This window comes from Ruegeria sp. CDSA221, assembly GCF_059611825.1.
Genome location: NZ_JBXWPK010000005.1, coordinates 292,498 through 312,212, shown reverse-complemented (window position 1 = coordinate 312,212; position 19,715 = coordinate 292,498). Strand labels below are relative to the sequence as shown.

Sequence of the window (19,715 nt, the reverse complement as noted above, 5' to 3'; positions counted from 1 at the left end):
TACTCTTGTTCAGATCTGGATAGGGTTGGCCTTGGCCAACGCATCAAAGCGCATCAATGTGTCGATCAATCGGGGCATCTGATCCAGATAGATCATGTTGGGTCCGTCGCATGGCGCATTGTCCGGATCCTGATGCGTTTCCATAAAGACTGCCCCGGTACCGACGGCGACGGCAGCTCGCGCCATAACCGGTGCGAATTCACGTTGTCCTCCAGATGAGCCACCATGCCCTCCTGGCTGCTGAACGGAATGGGTGGCGTCCATCACAACCGGATAGCCCGTTTGCGCCATTTGGGGCAGTGAACGCATGTCTGCGACCAAGGCGTTATAGCCAAAAGACGTGCCACGCTCGGTCAGCAGGATGTTTGTGTTCCCGGTGCTTTCGATCTTGGCCACGATGTTGGGCATTTCCCAAGGGGCGAGAAATTGGCCTTTTTTTACATTGATCACAGCGCCGGTGTTGCCAGCGGCCATCAACATATCGGTCTGACGGCACAAGAACGCGGGAATCTGCAGCACGTCCACAGCCTCGGCCGCAATCGCGCACTGGGCTTCGGTATGTACGTCTGTCAGCACTGGAATACCCAAGGTTTTGCGGATGTCATCCAGAACCTTGAGCCCTGTGTCTATTCCCATACCACGCGCACCCGACAGAGAAGTCCGGTTCGCCTTGTCGTATGAGGCTTTAAAGACGTACTGCGCCCCGGCCGCGTCGCAGGCCTCTTTCATTTTTCCTGCGATCATTTGGGCATGATCGGCAGTTTCCAGTTGGCAGGGACCGGCGATGATCGTCAGGGGAAGATCATTGCCGACCGTGAGATCGGAGATTTTTACATGTTTCATGTGTCTTACGAGGATACCTGTTCACGAAGGACCGACGCGGTAAGCGAGATCATCAGGTAGATACCAGCAAACAACAGGAAAGCCAAAATCGTATTTTCGAACTTGCGCGGATAGCTGGGTTCCTGACTGGGAACAGGATTGACGGAAACCGTCAGATACCGAACCTGACGATTGGCTTCGGTCCTGGTTGTCTCCATATGCTGCATAGCTGATTGCAGGATCATATCCCGAGCGGCCAGATCGGCCTGTGCCATCTGAATCCGAACACTCAGCCTAGCCAGCGAATTCTCGCCCGCAGAGACATCCAGCATTTCGGCGTTCAATTCCTCCAGCACAACCGTAAGCCGTGCGATATCGGCCTGCGCGCCATCCACCTTGGCTTTGTTTGGGCGGCGATTGTCCAACAAGGCTGCAAGCTGCAGTTCTTTGTCCTGAATAAGCGTCTCGATTTCGTTTATGCGGCCCCGCAACCCAGCAATGACGCTTTCAGGGTCAAGGATTGCGCCTTGCAGCTGAAGCTCGATCAGGTCTTCCTGAGCTTTCTTACGTTCTTCCTGAGCGCTTACAAACCCTTCCCGGGCATCTTTCATCTGGTCTTCGCGTTTCTTTTCGGTCAGCGCGTTTACCCGTTGCTCGGCATAGGAAATCAGTTCTCGGGAAAACGCGGCCGAAGTCTGGGGGTCAGGTGTCGCCACCTCCATCCGGATCAGGCCATCGGTCGGGTCATATCCGACCGTGATCATGCGTTTGTACAGCTTGTAAGCCTCTTCGAGACTGGCGTCCGGGGACAATCGCTGAATGGGGTCGATCCAGTCCTGTTTGAACACATCAGCGAAACCGGCCTCTGTGTCCAAAAGTTCAAGCGCATCTTTCGATTCCAGAAACTCCTGGGTGGCAACCGAATCCTGCGTGGTCGCAAATTGGGTCCCTGCCAGAAGCCCTCCAATAGAGCCCGCGCCCCCGTCCGCCTGAAGGATCAGAAAGGCAGAGTTGCTGGCGTACATTGGGGTCGCGATCCGATAGAAATAGAGACCCACGACAAAGGTAGGTAGCAGGACAAAGGCCGCAAGCCGCGCAAACAGAGCGAACAGTTTGCGACGGCGGCGGCGGGCGATGTCCCTCTGAATCTGTCCGATTTCACGTTCACGCCGCTCGGCCGGGCTCATCTCCGGTCCGGGCAAGTTCTCCGGTGCATCTTTCACGGTCTGGGGCAGGTGGATCGTGATGCGATCATTCGTCTGCTCGTCCGAAGTTTTCTTTTCCGAGGCAAGGTTCAGCAGACTGGAGCGTTCAAACGGATCAATTCCCTTTTTGCGCAACAACCGAACTGCATCATAGTCCGAAGTCGCCGCAAGACCGTTTTTCTGGGCAAGACGACGTGCCACCCGCAGTTGGCGGCCGGTCAGTCCTTCGCGTTTGATAGCGTCGATCTCGGTCCCTACTGGCGGTTCATTTTCTGGGCCGGGCGCCTGTGTGGCCTGGCGAATGCGCGAGATCGCGTCTTCGCGCGTTTCGGCATTTCCCGCAGACCGCCGTTTGCGGCGCCAGTTGTATTTATCAGCCCTGGGTTTGGTAGTCATATAACTGCTTTGCCTCTTCCAAGGTTTCGAACAAGTGAAGCTGACCATCCACTAATACCGCCGCCTGACGCGCGAATTTTTCAAGCAGGGCCGGGTTGTGAGAGACGATGACCAGTGTTGTCGTGCGCAGCCGTTCCTGCAGAATGTCGCCTGCCTTTTTGTTGAATTCAACATCCGTTGTGGCCGGCATCCCTTCGTCGATGAGGTACATGTCGAAATCCAGAGCCAGCATCAACGCAAATGTGAACCGCGACCGCATACCGGATGAATAGGTCGCCAGCGGTTGATTGAAATATTCACCCAGGCCACACAGCCAACTGCAATATGCCTCGACATAGTCCGGGTCCATACCATAGATCTTGGCGATATAGCGCGAGTTCTCCAGAGCCGACAGCTTGTTTGAAACTCCGCCGGTAAATCCCATCGGAAAAGAGACGCGGCAGGATTTGCGGATGACCCCTTCGTCGGGTTTCTCTAGTCCGGCCATCATGTTGATCAGGGTGGTTTTTCCGGTACCGTTCGGGGCCAGAATGCCGATGGATGTGCCAAGTTCGACGCGAAAAGACACCCTGTCCAGAATCACCTTTCGGCGCGTCCCGGTCCAAAAGGACTTGCTGACATTTTCAAACTCAAGCATCCAAGGCCTGCGGGTTTATCTTGTTGTTGCGCCGTTCGGATCGGCGAAAGAACGGTATCTCTACGGCGCCATATAGGCCACATTATGTCGAATTATGAAACAAATGATCAATGCGTTCCGGGGGTCGTTTTTGGTGATGTGACTTTTGCATCTGTTGGCGTCTGGATGTGTGTTACCTATCTTGCTTTCAGAACACCAACCACCTGATGCGGCACTGATTGCGATCTCATGAACCCACTCGAAAAAGAAATAGAGGCCTGCCGTATTTGTGCCGACCGATTTGCGGCAACCGAAACCGCGCATGAACCAAGACCCATTGTCTGGTTCCGCAAAGACACGCCCATTTTGGTCTGTGGTCAGGCTCCGGGGGCACGAGTGCATGCGTCGGGTCGCCCTTTTACCGACCCTTCCGGTGATCGGCTTCGGGCGTGGTTGGGTGTTGATGAGGAGCTGTTTTATGACCGTTCACGTGTCTCGATCGTTCCAATGGCGTTTTGCTTTCCCGGCTATGATGCGCGCAAGGCGGATTTGCCTCCTCCGCCAGTATGCGGTCAGACTTGGCATGATCGGGTCATGGCGGATCTTGGGCCTGTGCCGTTGACCATTCTTGTCGGGGGGCACGCCCATAGATATCACCTGAAGTCACGTGGGTCAGTCACCGAAACCGTGCGCAACTGGCGGGACTATGCGCCGCGGGTCTTTGCCTTGCCTCATCCGTCCTGGCGGAATACGGCATGGATGAAGAAAAATCCGTGGTTCGAAGCCGATCTGTTGCCGGTTTTGCGTGCACGGGTGCAAGAGGTTCTGAATGACTGAGATTTCGGCTCTGGACGCCGCCCATGCCGCGGCTGAGGCCGCTCCGCAGGATGATGCGGCCCGTCTGCGTTTCTTTGAACGGCTGGCTGACAGTGAGCTGTTCCTGATGCTGACGGAAGAGGCAAAGAACGAGAATATTTCGCCCGAATTGTTCGATGTGGCAGACGGGCGTTTTGTGCTGGCATTCGATCGCGAAGACCGGCTGGCCCGCTTCGCAGACCGCCCGGTGCCCTATGTTGCGCTGTCGGGGCGGGTTTTATCGTCTATGTTGTCGGGGCAGGGGATCGGGCTGGGGTTGAACCTTGAGGTTGCCCCGTCCTCGATGTTGATCCCGCCCGAGGCATTGGGCTGGTTGGTGGAAACTTTGCAGCATGGTCCCGAAGAGGTGCAACAGCACCTGTCCGAGTTCCTGGCTCCATCGGGGTTGCCCGACGAACTGCTGACAGCTTTGGACGCCAAGCTGGCTACGGCCATTGGGTTGGCGCAAGCCGCCTATCTGGTCAGCACCAAAACGGCTGAAGGTGGGTTCGGGCATTTGCTGGGTTTTGTCGATGCCGTCGAAGGGGCAGAGGCAGCTCTGGCCAAGGCCGCATCCGAAGCGCTTACCTTTTCCGGGGTCGAAGCTGGGGCAATGGACGTAGGTTTTTTCAAATCAAGTGACACGGCCGCAGCGTCTTTGGCGCGGGTGGGTTTGCGGTACGATCTGCCGCAGCCTGAGGCGCGTGTGAATGCGCATATCGCTCCTGGGCGCGATCCGGACAAACCGCCTTTGCTTAAGTAATGGCAGAATGGGGCTTCGCAGATTGATCCGCGAAGCCCGGTTTGTTTACTCGGCTGCCGGCTCCAGCTTGTCCTGTGTACGCGTTTCAAAGTCGCCGGCCTCGTGGCGTTCGTGAAGCTGTGTATGCTTTTCGCCGAAGGCACGATTGACCATGCGACCGCGTTTCACGGCGGGACGGGCGTCAATCTCCTTGGCCCAGCGCATAACGTTCTTGTAGGATTCGACGTCCAGGAACTCGGCTGCGCTGTATAGGCGCCCAAGAACCAGTTGTCCGTACCAGGGCCAGATCGCGATATCGGCGATAGAGTAATCCTCGCCTGCGATATAGGTTTTCTCGGACAACTCCCGATCCAGAACATCCAGCTGCCGCTTGGTTTCCATGGCAAAGCGGTTGATGGGATATTCCCATTTCTCGGGCGCATAGGCGTAGAAATGGCCAAACCCGCCACCCAGATATGGTGCACTGCCCATTTGCCAGAAAACCCAGTTCATCACCTCTGTCCGTTCTGGCCCGGATTCGGGTAGGAATGCGTTGAACCTTTCAGCTAGGTGAAACAGAATCGAGGCACTTTCGAACACGCGCACTGGTTTTTCACCGGACCGATCCCACAGGGCAGGGATCTTCGAGTTCGGGTTGGCCTCTACAAAGCCCGAACTAAACTGATCTCCCTCGCCGATGTTGATCAGCCAAGCGTTATACTCGGCCTCTTCATGGCCTAGCGCCAGAAGCTCTTCCAGCATGACGGTTACTTTTACCCCGTTCGGAGTGGCAAGCGAATAGAGCTGCAGAGGATGGCGTCCAGCAGGCAAATCCTTGTCATGAGTTGCCCCCGCAATCGGGCGGTTGATATTAGCGAATTGTCCGCCGTTTTGGCTGTCCCATGTCCAGACCATCGGGGGCGTATAGGTCGATTGCTCGCTCATTTCTTGCCTTTCTCAGCAAAGTTCGGGTGAATTATCCGTTCGCTGCAACAGCTAATATTGCAAAGGGCAAAGTCCAACCCTGCCCGTTGGGAAGATTTTGTAACATTCAGTGCAAAAGACTTCACGTTTTCTCATTCGATGTCACAGCGACGCGAGCGGGACTGCGTTCGATCGAGGAATCACCTATTCTCTGCACAGCCCCGTATTCCGGGCCGATCACCCATCCAATAAAAAAGGACCGCCCTTATGAAACGACTTGCCTGGACCTTAGCTGCGACCTTGGCATTTGCCATGCCTGCCCTTGCAGGTGATCAGTATGTGGACGGCACCGGCTATGCGGTGTCAGGATATGACGTGGTTGCCTATCGCAGTCTGGATCAGGTTGCTGTCGGTCAATCACAGCCCGAAGCCGTCCGCGGAAGGTCAGATATTACGGCCGAATACAACGGCGTTACCTGGGCATTCTCGACCGAAGAGAACCGGGACAAGTTCTTGGAAAACCCTGCTTATTATGCGCCGCAATATGACGGTCACTGCGCCTATGGCGTGTCACGCGGCGGCAAGGTGCCTGCGAACCCGAACCTGTGGCGGATTGTTGATGACAAGCTGTATCTGAACATTACTGATGTGGTTGTCGGGTTCTTTGAAGAAGATATTCCCGGCAATATCAATCTGGCTGAAGGAAACTGGCCGGGCATCGAGGCCGACGGGGCCTCCAGCAGCGTGATCCCGAAGTTTACCTCCGAAGGCCCGGTCGCAAACTGAGATTTCTGCAACGGATGCAAAGCCCGGCATTGATTTGCCGGGCTTTTGTTTGTCATCCGGTCAACCAGTACTCATCCTGCGTTTGCTGGTCGGCGTTGAATCTGATCCGGACGCTGCGGGCGCCCGGAAATTTCTTGGTCGCAAGCGCAACGGGTACGACAACTTCGCCCGTGCCCGCATCTTTGGACTGAAAGCTCAGAATCTCTGTCTTGACGCGCTTGGTGCCAGCAAGAACACTCGTCGGCAATGCGACGCGGTTAGCACCTTCGCAGACAGGTGCGGAAATGAAATAAGTCAGGTTGCGGCCATGCAAGCCGACAGCGTCCGGAATGTGGTCAGCATCTTGCAGGCGATCCGCATCTTGACTGTCCACTGGGGTGTCCGGGGAGTCCTGCAAGTGGGGCAGCGCCGTATTCAACATTGCACGACAGGCATCAATATCTTGGGTTTCCAGCTGAATAACGCGTTTGCGCAACCGGGGGCGGCGTGGTTTCCCCGCCGCCGAGCCCGCCAGACCTTTCCCGGCCAGCCCCTCGCTGCGCAGCAAATCATAGGCCGCCTTGGCGTTGGCCAAGGCCGCACCGTCTCCGCCATTCTTATCGGGGTGGGCTTCGAATGCGATGTCGCGCCACGCTTCTCGAATGTCATCTGAACTGGCGCTTTGAGCCAGACCAAGTGTGCCGAATGCATTGGCGCGGGCACTAACCTTGTCAAAAGGTTCCATACTAAATTCACTCATAAACAAACTATACGGCCCCACAATGAATGGGCGGCTGCTAAAGTCAAATTTGTAACAGAATTGAACGGTTTACCGCGACAATGAATAAGGCTTCAGTTGGATTGTTCAAGTGGCCCCTGTTAGGCAGGGCAATCCCAACTTGTTCCACAAAAACACCCGGGGTTTTGGCCCCGGGTGCACAGTCTGAAACAAGCGGATATCAAGCGACGTTCTGAAGCTCGGCCTTTGGTGTGACTCCAAGGGCAAAGCACACATCCCGGGTCAGTTCCGGCCGGTTCAGGGTGTAAAAGTGGAGCTTGTCTACTCCGCCCTCGATCAGGTCTGAACAAAGTTCTGTGCACAACGCGGTGGCCAGCAGGTCTTCGCGGTCGTCACGAATGGCCTTCTCAAAGGCATTCTCGATCCAATCCGGAATATGTGTCCCGCATCTGCGTGCAAAGTTGCGCGCCCCTTTCCAGTTTTCGATTGGCAGGATGCCCGGAACGATGGGCTTGTCGATCCCTGCCTTTTCACAGGCATCGCGGAAGCGGAAAAAGGTCTCGGCCTCAAAGAAGAACTGTGTCAGCGCTTCGTCGGCACCCGCGTCCAGCTTGGCCTTTAGCCAGTCGATATCAGCGGCAAAATCCTGTGCTTCCGGGTGTTTGTCCGGATAGGCGCCAACACGGATGCTGAACATCTCGGTTTCTGCCAGCGCTTCGATCAATTCGACCGAGTCCGCGAACCCTTCCGGGTGCGGCGCGAACCGATCCTGACCCTTGGGTGGATCGCCGCGCAAAGCGACGATGTTCTCCACGCCCGCCCGAGCAAAGGTATCTGCGATTTCCAGTGTTTCCTGACGTGACGCATCCACACAAGTCAGATGTGCAGCAACAGGCAGGCCAGAGGACTTGTGCAATGTGGCCACCGCATCGCGCGTCAGCTCGCGCGTGGTGCCCCCCGCGCCATACGTGACAGAAACAAAGCGCGGTTCAAGCGGTGCCAGTGTTTGCACCGTATCCCAAAGGCGGAATGAAGCCTCAAGTGTCTGTGGCGGGAAAAATTCAAATGAAACTTCTGGTCTTGTCATCTCGGCCTCACGGGTGAAATCTCTGACCCTTGTGCCAGCTTACGCATTGTGAGACAAACTCATATTATTCAAGAACAACATGAGTTCCACGCAATGCATATCGAATTCCGCCACCTGCGTACGATCAAGGCGATCCATGAATGTGGCGGGCTTGCCCGTGCCGCAGATCAACTGAACATCACTCAATCCGCGTTGAGCCATCAAATCAAAGGCCTAGAGGATCAGGCCGGGGTCGAATTGTTCTTGCGCCGGTCCAAACCGATGAAACTTTCGGCGGCCGGTTTGCGGCTGTTACGCCTGGCCGAGCAGATCCTGCCGCAGGTCGAGGCGACACAGCAGGAGTTCTCTTCTTTGCGCGACGGGCGCACGGGCCGTATGCATATCGCCATTGAATGCCACGCCTGTTTTGAGTGGCTGTTCCCGGTGCTGGAATCCTTTCGTAAATCCTGGGGCGATGTGGATGTCGATATCCGGCCCGGCCTGGCCTTTGATGCCTTGCCGGCTTTGCAAAAAGAAGAGGTCGATCTGGTCGTTTCCTCGGACCCAGAAGATCTGCCCGGTGTCGAATTCATCGAACTCTTTGACTATGACGCGGTGTTTGTCGCGGCTTCGACACACCCGCTTGCCCAGAAAGAGTTCATTGAGGCCGAAGATTTTCGGGGCCAGACCCTGATTACCTATCCGGTCGAACGTACACGGTTGGATGTATTCAGCCAGCTGCTGATCCCTGCGCGGGTTGAACCGGCCGCAATCCGGCAGGTTGAGCTGACCGCTGTGATCCTATTGCTGGTCGCGTCGAACCGGGGGATATCTGTGCTGCCGGACTGGGTCGTGCGTGAGGTGAAGTATAATTCTGACTATGTTACCCGCCCGCTGACCAAAGACGGAATTACGCGCAGGCTGTACGCCGCAGTGCGCACCGAGGACCTTGAGAAACCCTTTGTACAAGAGCTGATCAAGCTGGCCAAAACCGAGGCGCGTAAGCTGCAGGAGCAATAGGCACAAAACGCGGGTCTGCTATGCGTATCATTCCTCTTGGCAAGGGCGCATTGCCCCAGTATACGCGCGGTTTGACCGGACAGGAGCCTTTGGACAATGGTTGGCAGTGCAAACCTCAACATCATGATCAAAGCCGCGCGCAAAGCGGGGCGTTCACTGGTCAAGGATTTTCGTGAAGTCGAGAACCTTCAGGTGTCGATGAAAGGCGCCGGGGATTTTGTGTCCAAGGCAGACATTGCAGCCGAGGCGATCCTGAAAGAGGAACTGCTTGGCGCGCGCCCGACCTATGGCTGGCTGGCCGAAGAGGGCGGCGAGATTGCCGGCGAAGATCCCACCCGCCGCTGGATTGTGGATCCGCTGGATGGCACCACAAATTTTCTGCACGGCCTGCCGCACTGGGCGATCTCGATCGCGTTGGAACATAAAGGCAAAATTGTTGCCGGTGTGATCTATGACGCCGCCAAGGACGAGATGTTCTTTGCAGAAAATGGCGAAGGCGCATGGATGAACGACACCCGTATCCGCGTTTCGGGTCGTCACCGCATGATCGAGTCGATCTTTTCGACCGGGCTGCCTTTTGGCGGACGGTCTGACTTGCCTGCGACCCTGCAGGATCTGGCACGTCTGATGCCAGTCTGCGCCGGTGTACGTCGGTGGGGCGCAGCAGCGCTGGACATGGCTTATGTTGCTGCTGGCCGGTATGAAGGCTTTTGGGAACGCCGTCTGAATGCCTGGGATGTTGCCGCCGGGATCATCATCGTGAAAGAGGCTGGTGGCTTTGTGCAGGCTTTGAACCCGGAAGGTAACGTGCTGGAGGACGGCGAGGTCATCTGTTCCAACGAGCCCATCTTTGATCAGTTTTCCAAGGTCATCCGGAGCTGAGCCACCAACAGACAGGTCAAGCAAGCGCGCCCGATTGAGGCGCGCTTTTTCGTTTCAGAGGGTCGCGCGCTGGGCTAGATCGGCCTCTTCAGCCAATCGTGCAGCGACTGAGGCGACTGCAAGATCCTGCAACCCGACCCCGGTTCCATCAAACAGAGTGATCTGATCGTCGCTTGTCCGACCGGGGTGGTCGCCATTGATGACGGCGCCGATGGGCGCGATTGCATCCTCGGTCAAGGCGCCAAGGCTGATGGCATGTTGGGCCTCGCCGATTGTCACGGACTGGGCGACCTCGTCGGTAAAGACAGTCGCCGCAGCGACGAGATCCGCGTCAACCTCCTGTTTGCCTTTGGTGTCGGTGCCCATGCAAGCTAGATGCGTGCCGGGCTTGATCCAGTCTTTCATCAAGAGCGGCTCAAAAGCCGAGGTGATGGTGATGATCACATCCGCCTGTGCGCCCAGCTCCTGTTGGCTGACGGCCTCGAATTCCAACCCAACCTCAGTGGCCACAGCTGCAAGGCGGGGCAGCATGTCGGGATGCGGGTTCCAGGCAATGACCTTTTCGAAGTCGCGCTGTTCCGCCGCCGCCCGCAGCTGGAAAGTTGACTGATGTCCGGCCCCGACCATGCCAAGTACTCTTGCGTCTTGCCGCGCCAGATGCGCGATCGAAACCGCCGAAGAGGCCGCTGTGCGCACCGCTGTCAGGTAATTGCCCCCGACAAGCGCGGACAATCGCCCGGTATCGGGGTCGAACAGAAACACCGTGGATTGGTGGTTGGTCAGGCCCTTCGCCGCATTGCCCGGCCAGTATCCACCGGATTTGAGGCCCAGCACCTGACCGTCGCGGTCAAATCCCGATTTGAACCCATAGAGTGCGTCGGCATGGCCCAAAGCCTCGCGGATAACGGGAAAGTTCCACGCGCCACCTTTAGCCATCGCACCGAACACAGCTTGTACAGCGTCAAAGGCCTGCTGGCGTCCTACCAGTTTCTCACACAGATCTTCGCCTACAATCAGCAGGCCGTCGCTTTTCATAACATCCCTCATCTCAATAGGCTTTCCCGCGGGCCGAGACCGGCCACAGGGCTTCGACTTTGCCGCCCCGTACGCCCACATACCAATCATGGACATTGCATGTGGGGTCACAGTGGCCCGGCACCAACCGCAGCTTGTCATTGACCTTCAGTACGCCGTCTGGATCCCCGATAACCCCATGCTCGTCCGAGCACTTGAGGTATTCGACATCATCACGCCCGAACACAAAGGGCAGGCCGCTATCGACCGACTGCGCCTTGAGGCCGGCGTCGCAGATGGCCTTGTCTGCTTTGGCGTGGCTCATGATGCTGGTCAGGATGAACAGCGCATTTTCCCATTCTCCCTGATCAATCCGCTGGCCGTTCTGATCCAGAATCCGCCCATAATCCGCGTCCATGAAGGCGTAAGAGCCGCATTGCAATTCGTTGTAAACGCCCGAGTTACTTTCGAAATAATAGGAACCGGTGCCGCCGCCCGAAACCAGTTCGCACTCGATCCCTTCTGCTTTCAACCCGGCGACAGCGTCTTTGACCATTGCAATGGCAACATCCAGCTTCTCTTTACGGGCCTCATAGGTGTCGAGATGTTGCATCGCACCCTGATAGGCCTGAATGCCGGTGAATTTCAGATTTGGCGCTGCTTGCACAGCTTTGGCAATCTCGATGACCGCCGGTGTCGTGGTTACACCACAGCGCCCTGCGCCGCAGTCGATCTCGATGAACACTTCCAGTTCTGTGCCGTGACGCGAAGCGGCAGCCGACAGGTCGGAGATATTGTCGATATCGTCCACGCAGACAATGATACGCGCGCCGAAATTGGGCAGCCGTGCCAGTCGGTCAATCTTGGCCGGGTCGCGCACCTGGTTGGATACAAGGATGTCCGTAATGCCGCCACGGGCAAATACCTCGGCTTCCGACACTTTCTGACAGCAGACGCCGACCGAACCGCCCAACCGTTCCTGCAGCTTGGCCACATCGACCGATTTGTGCATCTTGCCATGAACACGATGGCGCATCCCATGGGTCTTTGCGAAATCGCCCATCTTTCGGATGTTGCTCTCTAGCGCGTCCAGATCAAGGATCAGGCAAGGCGTCTGTATCTCGCTTTCGTCCATGCCGATCGCGGCAGGGATGTCGAAGCCGACCTCGAGGTCTTCAAAATTTACGGTCTTGTTCATGTTGTTTCTCCTTACCCTTTCAGCCAGGGCAGTTTGTCCAAGTCTACATTGCCACCGGTCACGATGACGCCAATGCGCTTGCCTCGGAAAACCTCTGGGTTCTTCAAAATGGTTGCCAAAGGAACCGCCGAAGACGGCTCCATCACCACGCGCAGGTGCTTCCAGGTCAGTTTCATAGCTTCGATGATTTCCTCTTCCGAGGCGGTAAAAATATCGGTCACGTGGTTGGATACGAAATGCCAGGTGTTTTCTTTCAGGGGCACCAGCAGCCCATCCGCGACTGTCTTGGGGGCGTCATCTGCGATGATATGACCGGCCTTGAAGGACCGGTAAGCGTCATCCGCCTGTTCCGGTTCCGCTGCATAAATTGCGGTCTCGGGCGCAAGGTTCGAAACCGTCAGACAGGTGCCTGAAATCATGCCGCCACCGCCGATGGGCGCGATAACGGCGTCCATACCACCAGTCTGTTCCAGCAGTTCGGCGGAGCAGGTGGCCTGACCGGTAATCACACGCGGGTCGTTATAGGGGTGAACAAATTCGCCACCGGTTCGGGCCTGAACCTCGGCAAATGTTGCTTCGCGCGAGCTTGTCGAAGGGTCACATTCGGTGATTGTACCGCCATATCGGCGAACTGCATCCTTCTTGGCCTGCGGGGCTGTGCGCGGCATGACCACGTTGCACGGAATACCGCGGCGGCCGGCCGCATAAGACAAAGACAAGGCGTGGTTGCCGCTGGAATGCGTGCAGACACCCTTGGGCATCAAATGGTCTGCAAGGCCGAATACAGCGTTGCAGGCCCCACGCACCTTAAAGGCCCCGGCTTCTTGGAAATTTTCGCACTTGAAGAACAGCTGCGCGCCGGTCAGGTCATTCAGGTGGTCCGAAACCATGACCGGAGTTCGGCGGATATGCGGTTTGATCCGATCATGCGCGACACGCATGTCCTCGATCGTCAGATCCGCGGCAGAGGGGTGATCCAACATTGTCATTCTCCTTACGCCGCGGCCTCGGTTCGGTTGCCGGGTGTGGCGCGAAAGTGTTCCTGGGCTGCGGCGACGCCAGAGCCCAACGTGATCGGATAGCGTAGATCGGCCATTGCCATCTCGATCGTACAGAGCCCGGACAGGACCATCGCATCTGTCAGACTGCCCAGATGCCCAATACGGAACGCCTTGCCGTGCAACTGGCCCAAGCCAACACCAAAGGACATCCCGTAGGTGTTAAAGGCATGGTCGGTCAGAATGTTGCTGTCGAACCCTTCGGGCACGTAGATTGCGCTGACCGTGTCCGAGTAAAGGTCTGGCGATTGAGCAACCAGTTCCAGCCCCCAAGCATCGACGGCGCGCCGGACGCCCTCGGCAAGCCGATGATGACGGGCGTAAACATTCGGTAAGCCTTCTTCAAACAGCATCTTCAGGCTTTCACGCAGCCCGTAGATCAGTTGCAGAGGTGGTGTATAGGGAAACCCTCCGGTCGCATTGGCCGCCATCATATCCCGGAAATCGAAAAAGGTCCGGTGCAGCTCTGCGGTTTCCATCGCGTCCAGCGCTTTCTGGCTGACGCAAAGGATGGCCATGCCAGTGGCCAGCATGAATCCCTTCTGCGATCCCGAAACCGCGATGTCGACGCCCCAGCGGTCGAACTCGAACGGTACAGAGGCCAAAGAGCTGACGCAGTCCACCATCAAAAGCGCCGGATGATTGGCGGCATCCATCGCCCGCCTTACAGCCCCGATATCCGAAAGCACCCCTGTCGCCGTCTCATTATGAGTGACCAGGACGGCGCGAATTTCATGCGCTTTGTCCCCAGTCAGAACCGTCTGAAATTGGTCAGCGGGAGCGCCGCTGCCCCAAGGGCAGTCGATGACCTGAACGTCAAGCCCGTGACGTGTGCACAGATCAATCCAGCGGTGGCTGAAAACGCCATAGCGCGCAATCAGGACCTTATCACCGGGGCTGAGCGTGTTGGTGATTGCAGCCTCCCATCCACCTGTGCCGCTGGCGGGAAAGGTAACGATCTGGGCCGCAACGGTATCAAAGACCTTCTTGGTGTCTTCCAGTACGGGTGCAAATGTCTGGACAAAGTCCGGCGCGCGATGATCCTGCGTCTGGACCTGCATGGCCAGGCGCAATCTATCAGGTATGTTGGTCGGGCCGGGAATGAAAACCGGGTTTTGGTTCGACATGGCTTGTTCCTCTGCTTTGGAGATAAGTGTCCGGGAAAAAGCTGCATTACGCAATTTTCTTGAAAAATATTTTCATTTATTGAAGATAAATATTAAGCTACTGATATATTAAACTTTTCCGTTTTTCATTTTTACATGCAAGAAATCCGGACGCGAGAAACTTTGGACAGATGAAAGGAAATGCCTGGGATGGAAACGCAGAAAAGGCCACGCGGCAGACCAAAATCGCTGTTCAAGGAAAGCTCGGCCGGGACCATGCAATCGCTGGATCGGGCGCTTAGCGTTTTGACCACAGTGGCCCGTCTGGAACGCGCAGCACTCAGCGATTTGGCGCGCGAAGTTGATGTGCCCACGGCCACAACACACCGAATTCTGGTGACGCTGCAGAAGCACGGTTTCGTCGCCTTTGATGAAGAGCGTCAAGAATGGATGATCGGGATCGAGACTTATCGCACCGGAGCGTCCTTTCTACGCCGTAATGGTGTTATCGAAATCGGAAGGCCCATTTTACGCCGGCTGATGCAGGATAGCGGCGAAACGGCGAATCTGGCCGTTCCGGACGGGGCCGAAGTGGTGTTTGTGGGGCAGGTCGAAACGGCCAATCCGATCCGGGCCTTTTTTCCACCGGGCGCGCGAACACCGATGTATGCCTCGGGCACCGGTAAGGCGATCTTGGCCGCGTTGAACGAGGCTGCATTGATCAAAGCGCTGGGCACGTTGGACACAAAGGTCTTCACGCCTCAAACACTGGTGCCCGGCGATGCACTGCAAAGCGATCTGGATCAGACCCGGGCCCGCGGGTGGTCGCATGATCGGGAGGAACGATACGAGGGGATGTCATGCATCGGTGCTGCCATCTTCAACGACCGGGGGGAACCCTGTGCGGGCATTTCCGTATCTGGCCCTACCGCCCGGTTCAGCACTGAACGCGCGCCGGAATTGGGCCGATTGGTACAAGCCGCCGCGCAAGAGGTTACCTTGCTCAGCGGTGGGCGCTTACCGGCGCGGGATGCGGGGGATGCGGGAATGTGACAGCTTGTATTCGTGCTCTGGATGGGGCGGATGCCCATGGGTGCGGTTCCAATAGTCACTCGCGCCGCGCCGCAACCAAAGGGGTATGCACAAGAGCAAACCAACAAGGAAGCCCCCGGTATGGGCCCAATAGGCGACGCCGCCCTCGTCGGGGTTGCTGGACAGGCTCCCAATGAACTGCATACCCAGCCACACGCCTAGCATGACAAACGCCGGGATCGAGAAGACACGGAAATAGATCACCAGAACAAGCAGGATGTCCACGCGCGCTTTGGGGAACATCAACAAATAGCCACCCATGACGCCAGCTATTGCGCCAGACGCACCAATCGTAGGAACCAGAGATTGTGGCGCTGTGACGACGTGGATCAGACCGGCCCCGATACCCGCGGCAAGATAGAACAGCAGAAAGGGCAGGTGGCCCATTTCGTCTTCGAGGTTGTCGCCGAAGATCCACAGGAACAGCATGTTTCCTGCCAGATGCATCCAGCCGCCATGCAGGAACATCGAGGTCACAAGGGTCTCAAGCGTATAGCCGTCCGTAATCCGGGCGGGCACCACCGCATAGTCGGTATACAGCTGGGTGATCAGTCGCTGGTTCTCCATGCTTCCCGCATAGCTGAGGAAAATCAGGATATTTGCAGCCATCAACAGATAGATGACATACGGTGTGCGTCCCGAAGGGTTATGGTCACGAATTGGAAACATAGTGCGACGCTGGGCGGTTGGCTGCCCAGCGTCAAGGCCTGTTTAGGCCGCACCCCCCAGCAATGCGGCATTCCCACCCGCAGCAGTGGTATCGACACAGACATGTCGTTCTCCCAGAACGCGGGTGCGATCTGGCAGGCCGGGGATCAGAGGGATGATTGGGCCTGCACGCCGGGACAGATGACGCTCGATTTCCTGACCAGTAGCATCGTCGCCCCACCACAATACGCCCGAGAGGCCAGTCAGGTTTTCAAGCCGGTGCAGGTCTAACGCGCCGATAGCAGTGATAGCCCGCCCGCCCAGTGCTTTGACCGCGTTGGCCTGCGCTTGTGCGGCTTCAACTCCGGGGCCCATACACAATAGCGGTGCGCGTGAGAATTCACTCAGGCGGTTCGATTCACCCGTCGGACCGGGCAGCAACCGCGCTTTGATCTCAGCAGATTTTCCTTCTGGCAATGGTAGATCGGTCATATCGGTGGACCATTGCTCGGGACTGACCTTCCGGTCCGGGGCGCAGAAACGGGTCAGGTAGTTCGGCCCGCCCGCCTTTGGGCCGGTCCCCGACAGGCCCTCGCCGCCAAAGGGTTGCGATCCAACTATGGCGCCGATCTGGTTGCGATTGACGTAGATGTTTCCGGCATGAACAGCTTCGGTGATGTGCTGAACGCGGTCGTCGATCCGTGTGTGTAGGCCAAAGGTCAGCCCGTATCCTGTGGCGTTGATATCGGCGATGATCTGATCCAACTCCGAGGAATTGAACCGCACTACATGCAGGACGGGGCCAAACACCTCGCGCTCCAACTCGGCAATGCCGGGGATTTCGATAAGGGTTGGGGCGATGAACGTGCCGTCACCAGGGACGGACATCTCTTTCAGGACACGCCCTTCGGACCGTGCCAATGCGATGTGATCAGCGATTCCAAGGCGGGCATCTTCGTCGATCACGGGGCCGCAATCGGTTGAAATCAACCAGGGATCGCCAACCAGCAGCGCGTCCATGGCCCCTGTCAGCATGGTCAGAAGATCATCGGCAATGTCTTCTTGGACATAAAGACAGCGCAACGCCGAGCACCTTTGTCCCGCTGATTGGAATGCGCTTTCGATGATCGACTGAACCGCCTGTTCGGGCAGGGCGGTGCTGTCCACGATCATCGCATTCAAGCCACCAGTTTCCGCGATCAGAGGCGTTCCCGGCCGCAAGTTTCCGGCCATGGCCGCACGGATTTTCAGGGCGGTCCCGGTCGAGCCGGTAAAGGCCACTCCCGACACCCTCGGGTCCGAGGTCAGGGCTGCGCCCACCGATGGACCGCCCGGCAGCAACTGTAGCGCGCTGCGTGGCACTCCGGCCTCGTGCAGCAATTCAACGGCGCGATGCGCGATCAATGGTGTCTGCGGTGCGGGCTTTGCCAACACCGCATTCCCAGTGGCCAAAGCGGCGGATATTTGACCGGTGAAAATGGCCAGCGGAAAGTTCCACGGGCTGATACAGGTGAACACACCCGCTGGTTCTGCGTCGGGTATATTCGCCGCATAATAGCGCAGGAAATCTACCGCCTCGCGCAGTTCGGCGACTGCATCGGGCAGGGACTTACCAGCCTCACGGGCCAGCAGGGCGAAAAGCTCACCGAAATGGGTCTCGTAAAGGTCGGCGGCGGCATTCAGAACCTGCGAGCGTTGATCTGCCACTACCTGCCAGGGGGTGGCTGCAGTCAAAGCAAGCTCGACATCCTGTGCGCTGGCCGGGGCAACGGCACCGGGGCGATCCCGCGACTGTGCGGGGTTGACGATGGGCTGATCGTCATCGGGCCGCGCATCGCCGGACAACAACGGGCGCGCATACCAGTGATGCGTTCGAAACGCGTCCCGCGCGGCATTGACCCGGTCCAAAGTGGGAATGTGCCGCAGGTCAAACCCCTGCGAATTGGGCCGCTCGGGTTGATACAGTTCGGGTCCGGTTGGGATGGCGCGCGCCGGTTCGAGGAGAGTCAGAAACGGATCGGCCGCAACCTCCTCCGGGGGAACAGTATCATCCACGATTTGGTTCACGAATGAAGAGTTCGCACCATTTTCAAGCAGTCGCCGCACCAGATAGGCCAGCAAGTCACGATGGGCCCCGACAGGCGCATATATGCGGCAGCGTGTCTTGTTTGCGTCCTTAACCAGATGGTGCAGGGTTTCCCCCATCCCGTGCAGCCGCTGGAATTCGAAAGGCTGATCAGTTGCCATCTGCAGAATTGCACTGACCGTATGAGCGTTATGGGTGGCAAACTGCGGATAAATCCGGTCGGTCATGCCCAGCAATTTTCGCGCATTAGCAATATAGGAAACATCGGTCACGGCCTTGCTGGTAAACACCGGAAAACCCTCGACGCCTTCTACCTGAGCGCGCTTGATCTCGGTATCCCAATAGGCGCCTTTGACCAGCCGCACCATCAGTTTGCGGTCATAGCGCTCGGCCATTCCATAGAGCGCGTCCAGAGCGATTCCGGCACGCGGACCATAGGCCTGAACCACAATTCCGAACCCGTCCCATCCTGCCAGCGCAGGTTCAGCCATCACCGCTTCGATGACCTGCAGGGACAGCGACAGGCGGTCGGCCTCTTCGGCGTCGATATTCAGGCCCATGCCAGCGGCTTTGGCCAAAAGGCACAGGGCGCGCAGGCGGGGAACAAGCTCGGCCATCACACGCTGTTCCTGTGCTAACTCATACCGAGGGTGCAGCGCTGACAGCTTTACCGAGATGCCTGGATTGGCGCGAATGTCATCATGGGTGCAGGCCTCTGCAATGGCGGTGATGGCACGGGAATAAGACAAATGATATCGGGCCGCGTCGGCCTCGGTCCGTGCGGCTTCACCCAGCATATCGTAGGAATAGGTATAGCCCTTGGCCTCCATCCCGCTGGCACGTTCCATGGCCGACTGGATGGTCTCGCCCAGCACGAACTGACGACCCATTTCCTTCATCGCGCGCCCGACGGCCGTGCGGATAACCGGTTCACCCAGTCTTTTGATCGCGCCACGCAGGGCACTGACAGGCGAGGGCTTGCCGTCGTCGAGAACTTTACCGGTCAGCATCAGCGCCCAGGTCGAGGCATTCACCAGCGGCGAGGAGGATTGCCCAAGATGCTTGCCCCAGTCGGACGGCGCGATCTTGTCTTCGATCAGAGCATCGATCGTGTCGGCATCCGGCACGCGCAGCAGCGCTTCGGCCAGACACATCAGCGCCACGCCCTCATCGGTGGACAGGCCATATTCGGCCAGAAACACCTCCATCATGCCCGGCGATGTACTGGATCGAATATCACGCACAAGCTGGGCGGCTGCCGCACAGATTTGGGCTCGATCAGTTTCAGACAGCGCGGCATGATCGATAAGATTGTCGAGAACGGCGGTTTGATCAGCGTAGGTTTGGCTGTCGATATGGGTGCTCAGGCTGTGTGACATGAATCCTCCAGGCTTTTGTTGAATATAATGTCGATTTCTCAGGACGATTGCCGTATTTTTTAATTCATCTGGTCGGATGGACTGTATTTAGGGGATAATGCC

General features: G+C 57.4%; 18 protein-coding genes. 6 read left to right on the top strand and 12 right to left on the bottom strand.

What is annotated here, in order from left to right; genetic code table 11:
- Positions 1-9 precede the first annotated feature (9 nt).
- The 3 genes from kdsA to AC2FJ5_RS10480 are packed head-to-tail and all read right to left on the bottom strand — an operon-like array spanning position 10 to position 3,060.
- Positions 10-843, bottom strand: coding sequence for a 3-deoxy-8-phosphooctulonate synthase (gene kdsA, locus AC2FJ5_RS10490; protein WP_496793306.1), 834 nt, complete (start codon positions 841-843; stop codon positions 10-12).
- 5 nt (positions 844-848) lie between these two features.
- Positions 849-2,423, bottom strand: coding sequence for a KpsE/RkpR family capsule polysaccharide export protein (locus tag AC2FJ5_RS10485; protein WP_496793305.1), 1,575 nt, complete (start codon positions 2,421-2,423; stop codon positions 849-851).
- Positions 2,401-3,060 carry an ABC transporter ATP-binding protein gene (locus AC2FJ5_RS10480; protein WP_142636630.1) on the bottom strand — a complete coding sequence of 220 codons (660 nt, stop codon included), beginning with the start codon at positions 3,058-3,060 and terminating at the stop codon, positions 2,401-2,403. Before AC2FJ5_RS10480 ends, AC2FJ5_RS10485 begins: the two co-directional genes overlap by 23 nt.
- A 228-nt stretch (positions 3,061-3,288) precedes the next feature.
- On the opposite strand from AC2FJ5_RS10480, the gene AC2FJ5_RS10475 reads away from it, so the two are divergent.
- Positions 3,289-3,876: a uracil-DNA glycosylase family protein gene (locus AC2FJ5_RS10475; protein WP_282027571.1), complete on the top strand. Its 588-nt coding sequence runs from the start codon at positions 3,289-3,291 to the stop codon at positions 3,874-3,876.
- Entirely contained in the window at positions 3,869-4,657 is a 789-nt protein-coding gene (locus AC2FJ5_RS10470) for an SseB family protein (RefSeq protein ID WP_281972684.1), read from the top strand. The genes AC2FJ5_RS10475 and AC2FJ5_RS10470 overlap by 8 nt, the downstream gene beginning before the upstream one ends.
- Positions 4,658-4,702: 45 nt before the next feature.
- Here AC2FJ5_RS10470 and yghU read toward each other — a convergent pair whose 3' ends face one another.
- On the bottom strand, positions 4,703-5,581 hold the full coding sequence (yghU, locus tag AC2FJ5_RS10465) for a glutathione-dependent disulfide-bond oxidoreductase (RefSeq protein WP_271949300.1): 879 nt from the start codon (positions 5,579-5,581) through the stop codon (positions 4,703-4,705).
- Between the two features lie 246 nt (positions 5,582-5,827).
- Here yghU and AC2FJ5_RS10460 point away from each other — a divergent pair, with 246 nt between their 5' ends.
- Positions 5,828-6,346 carry a YHS domain-containing (seleno)protein gene (locus AC2FJ5_RS10460; RefSeq protein ID WP_496689615.1) on the top strand — a complete coding sequence of 173 codons (519 nt, stop codon included), beginning with the start codon at positions 5,828-5,830 and terminating at the stop codon, positions 6,344-6,346.
- A 52-nt stretch (positions 6,347-6,398) separates the two neighbouring features.
- On the opposite strand, the gene AC2FJ5_RS10455 is transcribed toward AC2FJ5_RS10460, so the two are convergent.
- Both AC2FJ5_RS10455 and metF read right to left on the bottom strand, forming a co-directional pair.
- Positions 6,399-7,085, bottom strand: coding sequence for a J domain-containing protein (locus AC2FJ5_RS10455; protein WP_496690989.1), 687 nt, complete (start codon positions 7,083-7,085; stop codon positions 6,399-6,401).
- Positions 7,086-7,284: 199 nt separating this feature from the next.
- On the bottom strand, positions 7,285-8,151 hold the full coding sequence (gene metF / locus AC2FJ5_RS10450; RefSeq protein ID WP_271949306.1) for a methylenetetrahydrofolate reductase [NAD(P)H]: 867 nt from the start codon (positions 8,149-8,151) through the stop codon (positions 7,285-7,287).
- A 93-nt stretch (positions 8,152-8,244) separates the two neighbouring features.
- Between metF and AC2FJ5_RS10445 the strand changes: the two genes are divergently transcribed.
- Both AC2FJ5_RS10445 and AC2FJ5_RS10440 read left to right on the top strand, forming a co-directional pair.
- Positions 8,245-9,150 carry a LysR family transcriptional regulator gene (locus AC2FJ5_RS10445; protein ID WP_271949308.1) on the top strand — a complete coding sequence of 302 codons (906 nt, stop codon included), beginning with the start codon at positions 8,245-8,247 and terminating at the stop codon, positions 9,148-9,150.
- A gap of 96 nt (positions 9,151-9,246) precedes the next feature.
- Positions 9,247-10,032, top strand: coding sequence for an inositol monophosphatase family protein (locus AC2FJ5_RS10440; protein WP_496793304.1), 786 nt, complete (start codon positions 9,247-9,249; stop codon positions 10,030-10,032).
- Positions 10,033-10,086: 54 nt separating this feature from the next.
- Here AC2FJ5_RS10440 and bhcD read toward each other — a convergent pair whose 3' ends face one another.
- Genes bhcD through bhcA form a run of 4 tightly spaced genes read right to left on the bottom strand, consistent with a single transcriptional unit; the run spans position 10,087 to position 14,429 of the window.
- Positions 10,087-11,067 (bottom strand): iminosuccinate reductase BhcD, encoded by a 981-nt coding sequence (bhcD, locus tag AC2FJ5_RS10435; protein ID WP_496690987.1) that lies wholly within the window; start codon positions 11,065-11,067, stop codon positions 10,087-10,089.
- Between the two features lie 13 nt (positions 11,068-11,080).
- Positions 11,081-12,244, bottom strand: a complete 1,164-nt coding sequence (gene bhcC / locus AC2FJ5_RS10430; protein WP_496793303.1) for a 3-hydroxy-D-aspartate aldolase BhcC — start codon at positions 12,242-12,244, stop codon at positions 11,081-11,083.
- A gap of 11 nt (positions 12,245-12,255) precedes the next feature.
- Positions 12,256-13,227, bottom strand: coding sequence for a beta-hydroxyaspartate dehydratase BhcB (bhcB, locus tag AC2FJ5_RS10425; RefSeq protein ID WP_496694737.1), 972 nt, complete (start codon positions 13,225-13,227; stop codon positions 12,256-12,258).
- Positions 13,228-13,238: 11 nt separating this feature from the next.
- Complete coding sequence (gene bhcA / locus AC2FJ5_RS10420; protein WP_496793301.1) at positions 13,239-14,429, bottom strand: L-aspartate--glyoxylate aminotransferase BhcA; 1,191 nt, start codon at positions 14,427-14,429, stop codon at positions 13,239-13,241.
- A gap of 189 nt (positions 14,430-14,618) precedes the next feature.
- Between bhcA and AC2FJ5_RS10415 the strand changes: the two genes are divergently transcribed.
- Complete coding sequence (locus AC2FJ5_RS10415) at positions 14,619-15,461, top strand: IclR family transcriptional regulator (protein WP_496793300.1); 843 nt, start codon at positions 14,619-14,621, stop codon at positions 15,459-15,461.
- Here AC2FJ5_RS10415 and AC2FJ5_RS10410 read toward each other — a convergent pair.
- Both AC2FJ5_RS10410 and putA read right to left on the bottom strand, forming a co-directional pair.
- Positions 15,426-16,169, bottom strand: a complete 744-nt coding sequence (locus AC2FJ5_RS10410) for a rhomboid family intramembrane serine protease (protein WP_496708719.1) — start codon at positions 16,167-16,169, stop codon at positions 15,426-15,428. The two genes, AC2FJ5_RS10415 and AC2FJ5_RS10410, sit on opposite strands and share 36 nt — an antisense overlap.
- Before the next feature lie 42 nt (positions 16,170-16,211).
- Positions 16,212-19,613 carry a bifunctional proline dehydrogenase/L-glutamate gamma-semialdehyde dehydrogenase PutA gene (gene putA, locus AC2FJ5_RS10405; protein ID WP_496793299.1) on the bottom strand — a complete coding sequence of 1,134 codons (3,402 nt, stop codon included), beginning with the start codon at positions 19,611-19,613 and terminating at the stop codon, positions 16,212-16,214.
- Positions 19,614-19,715 lie beyond the last annotated feature (102 nt).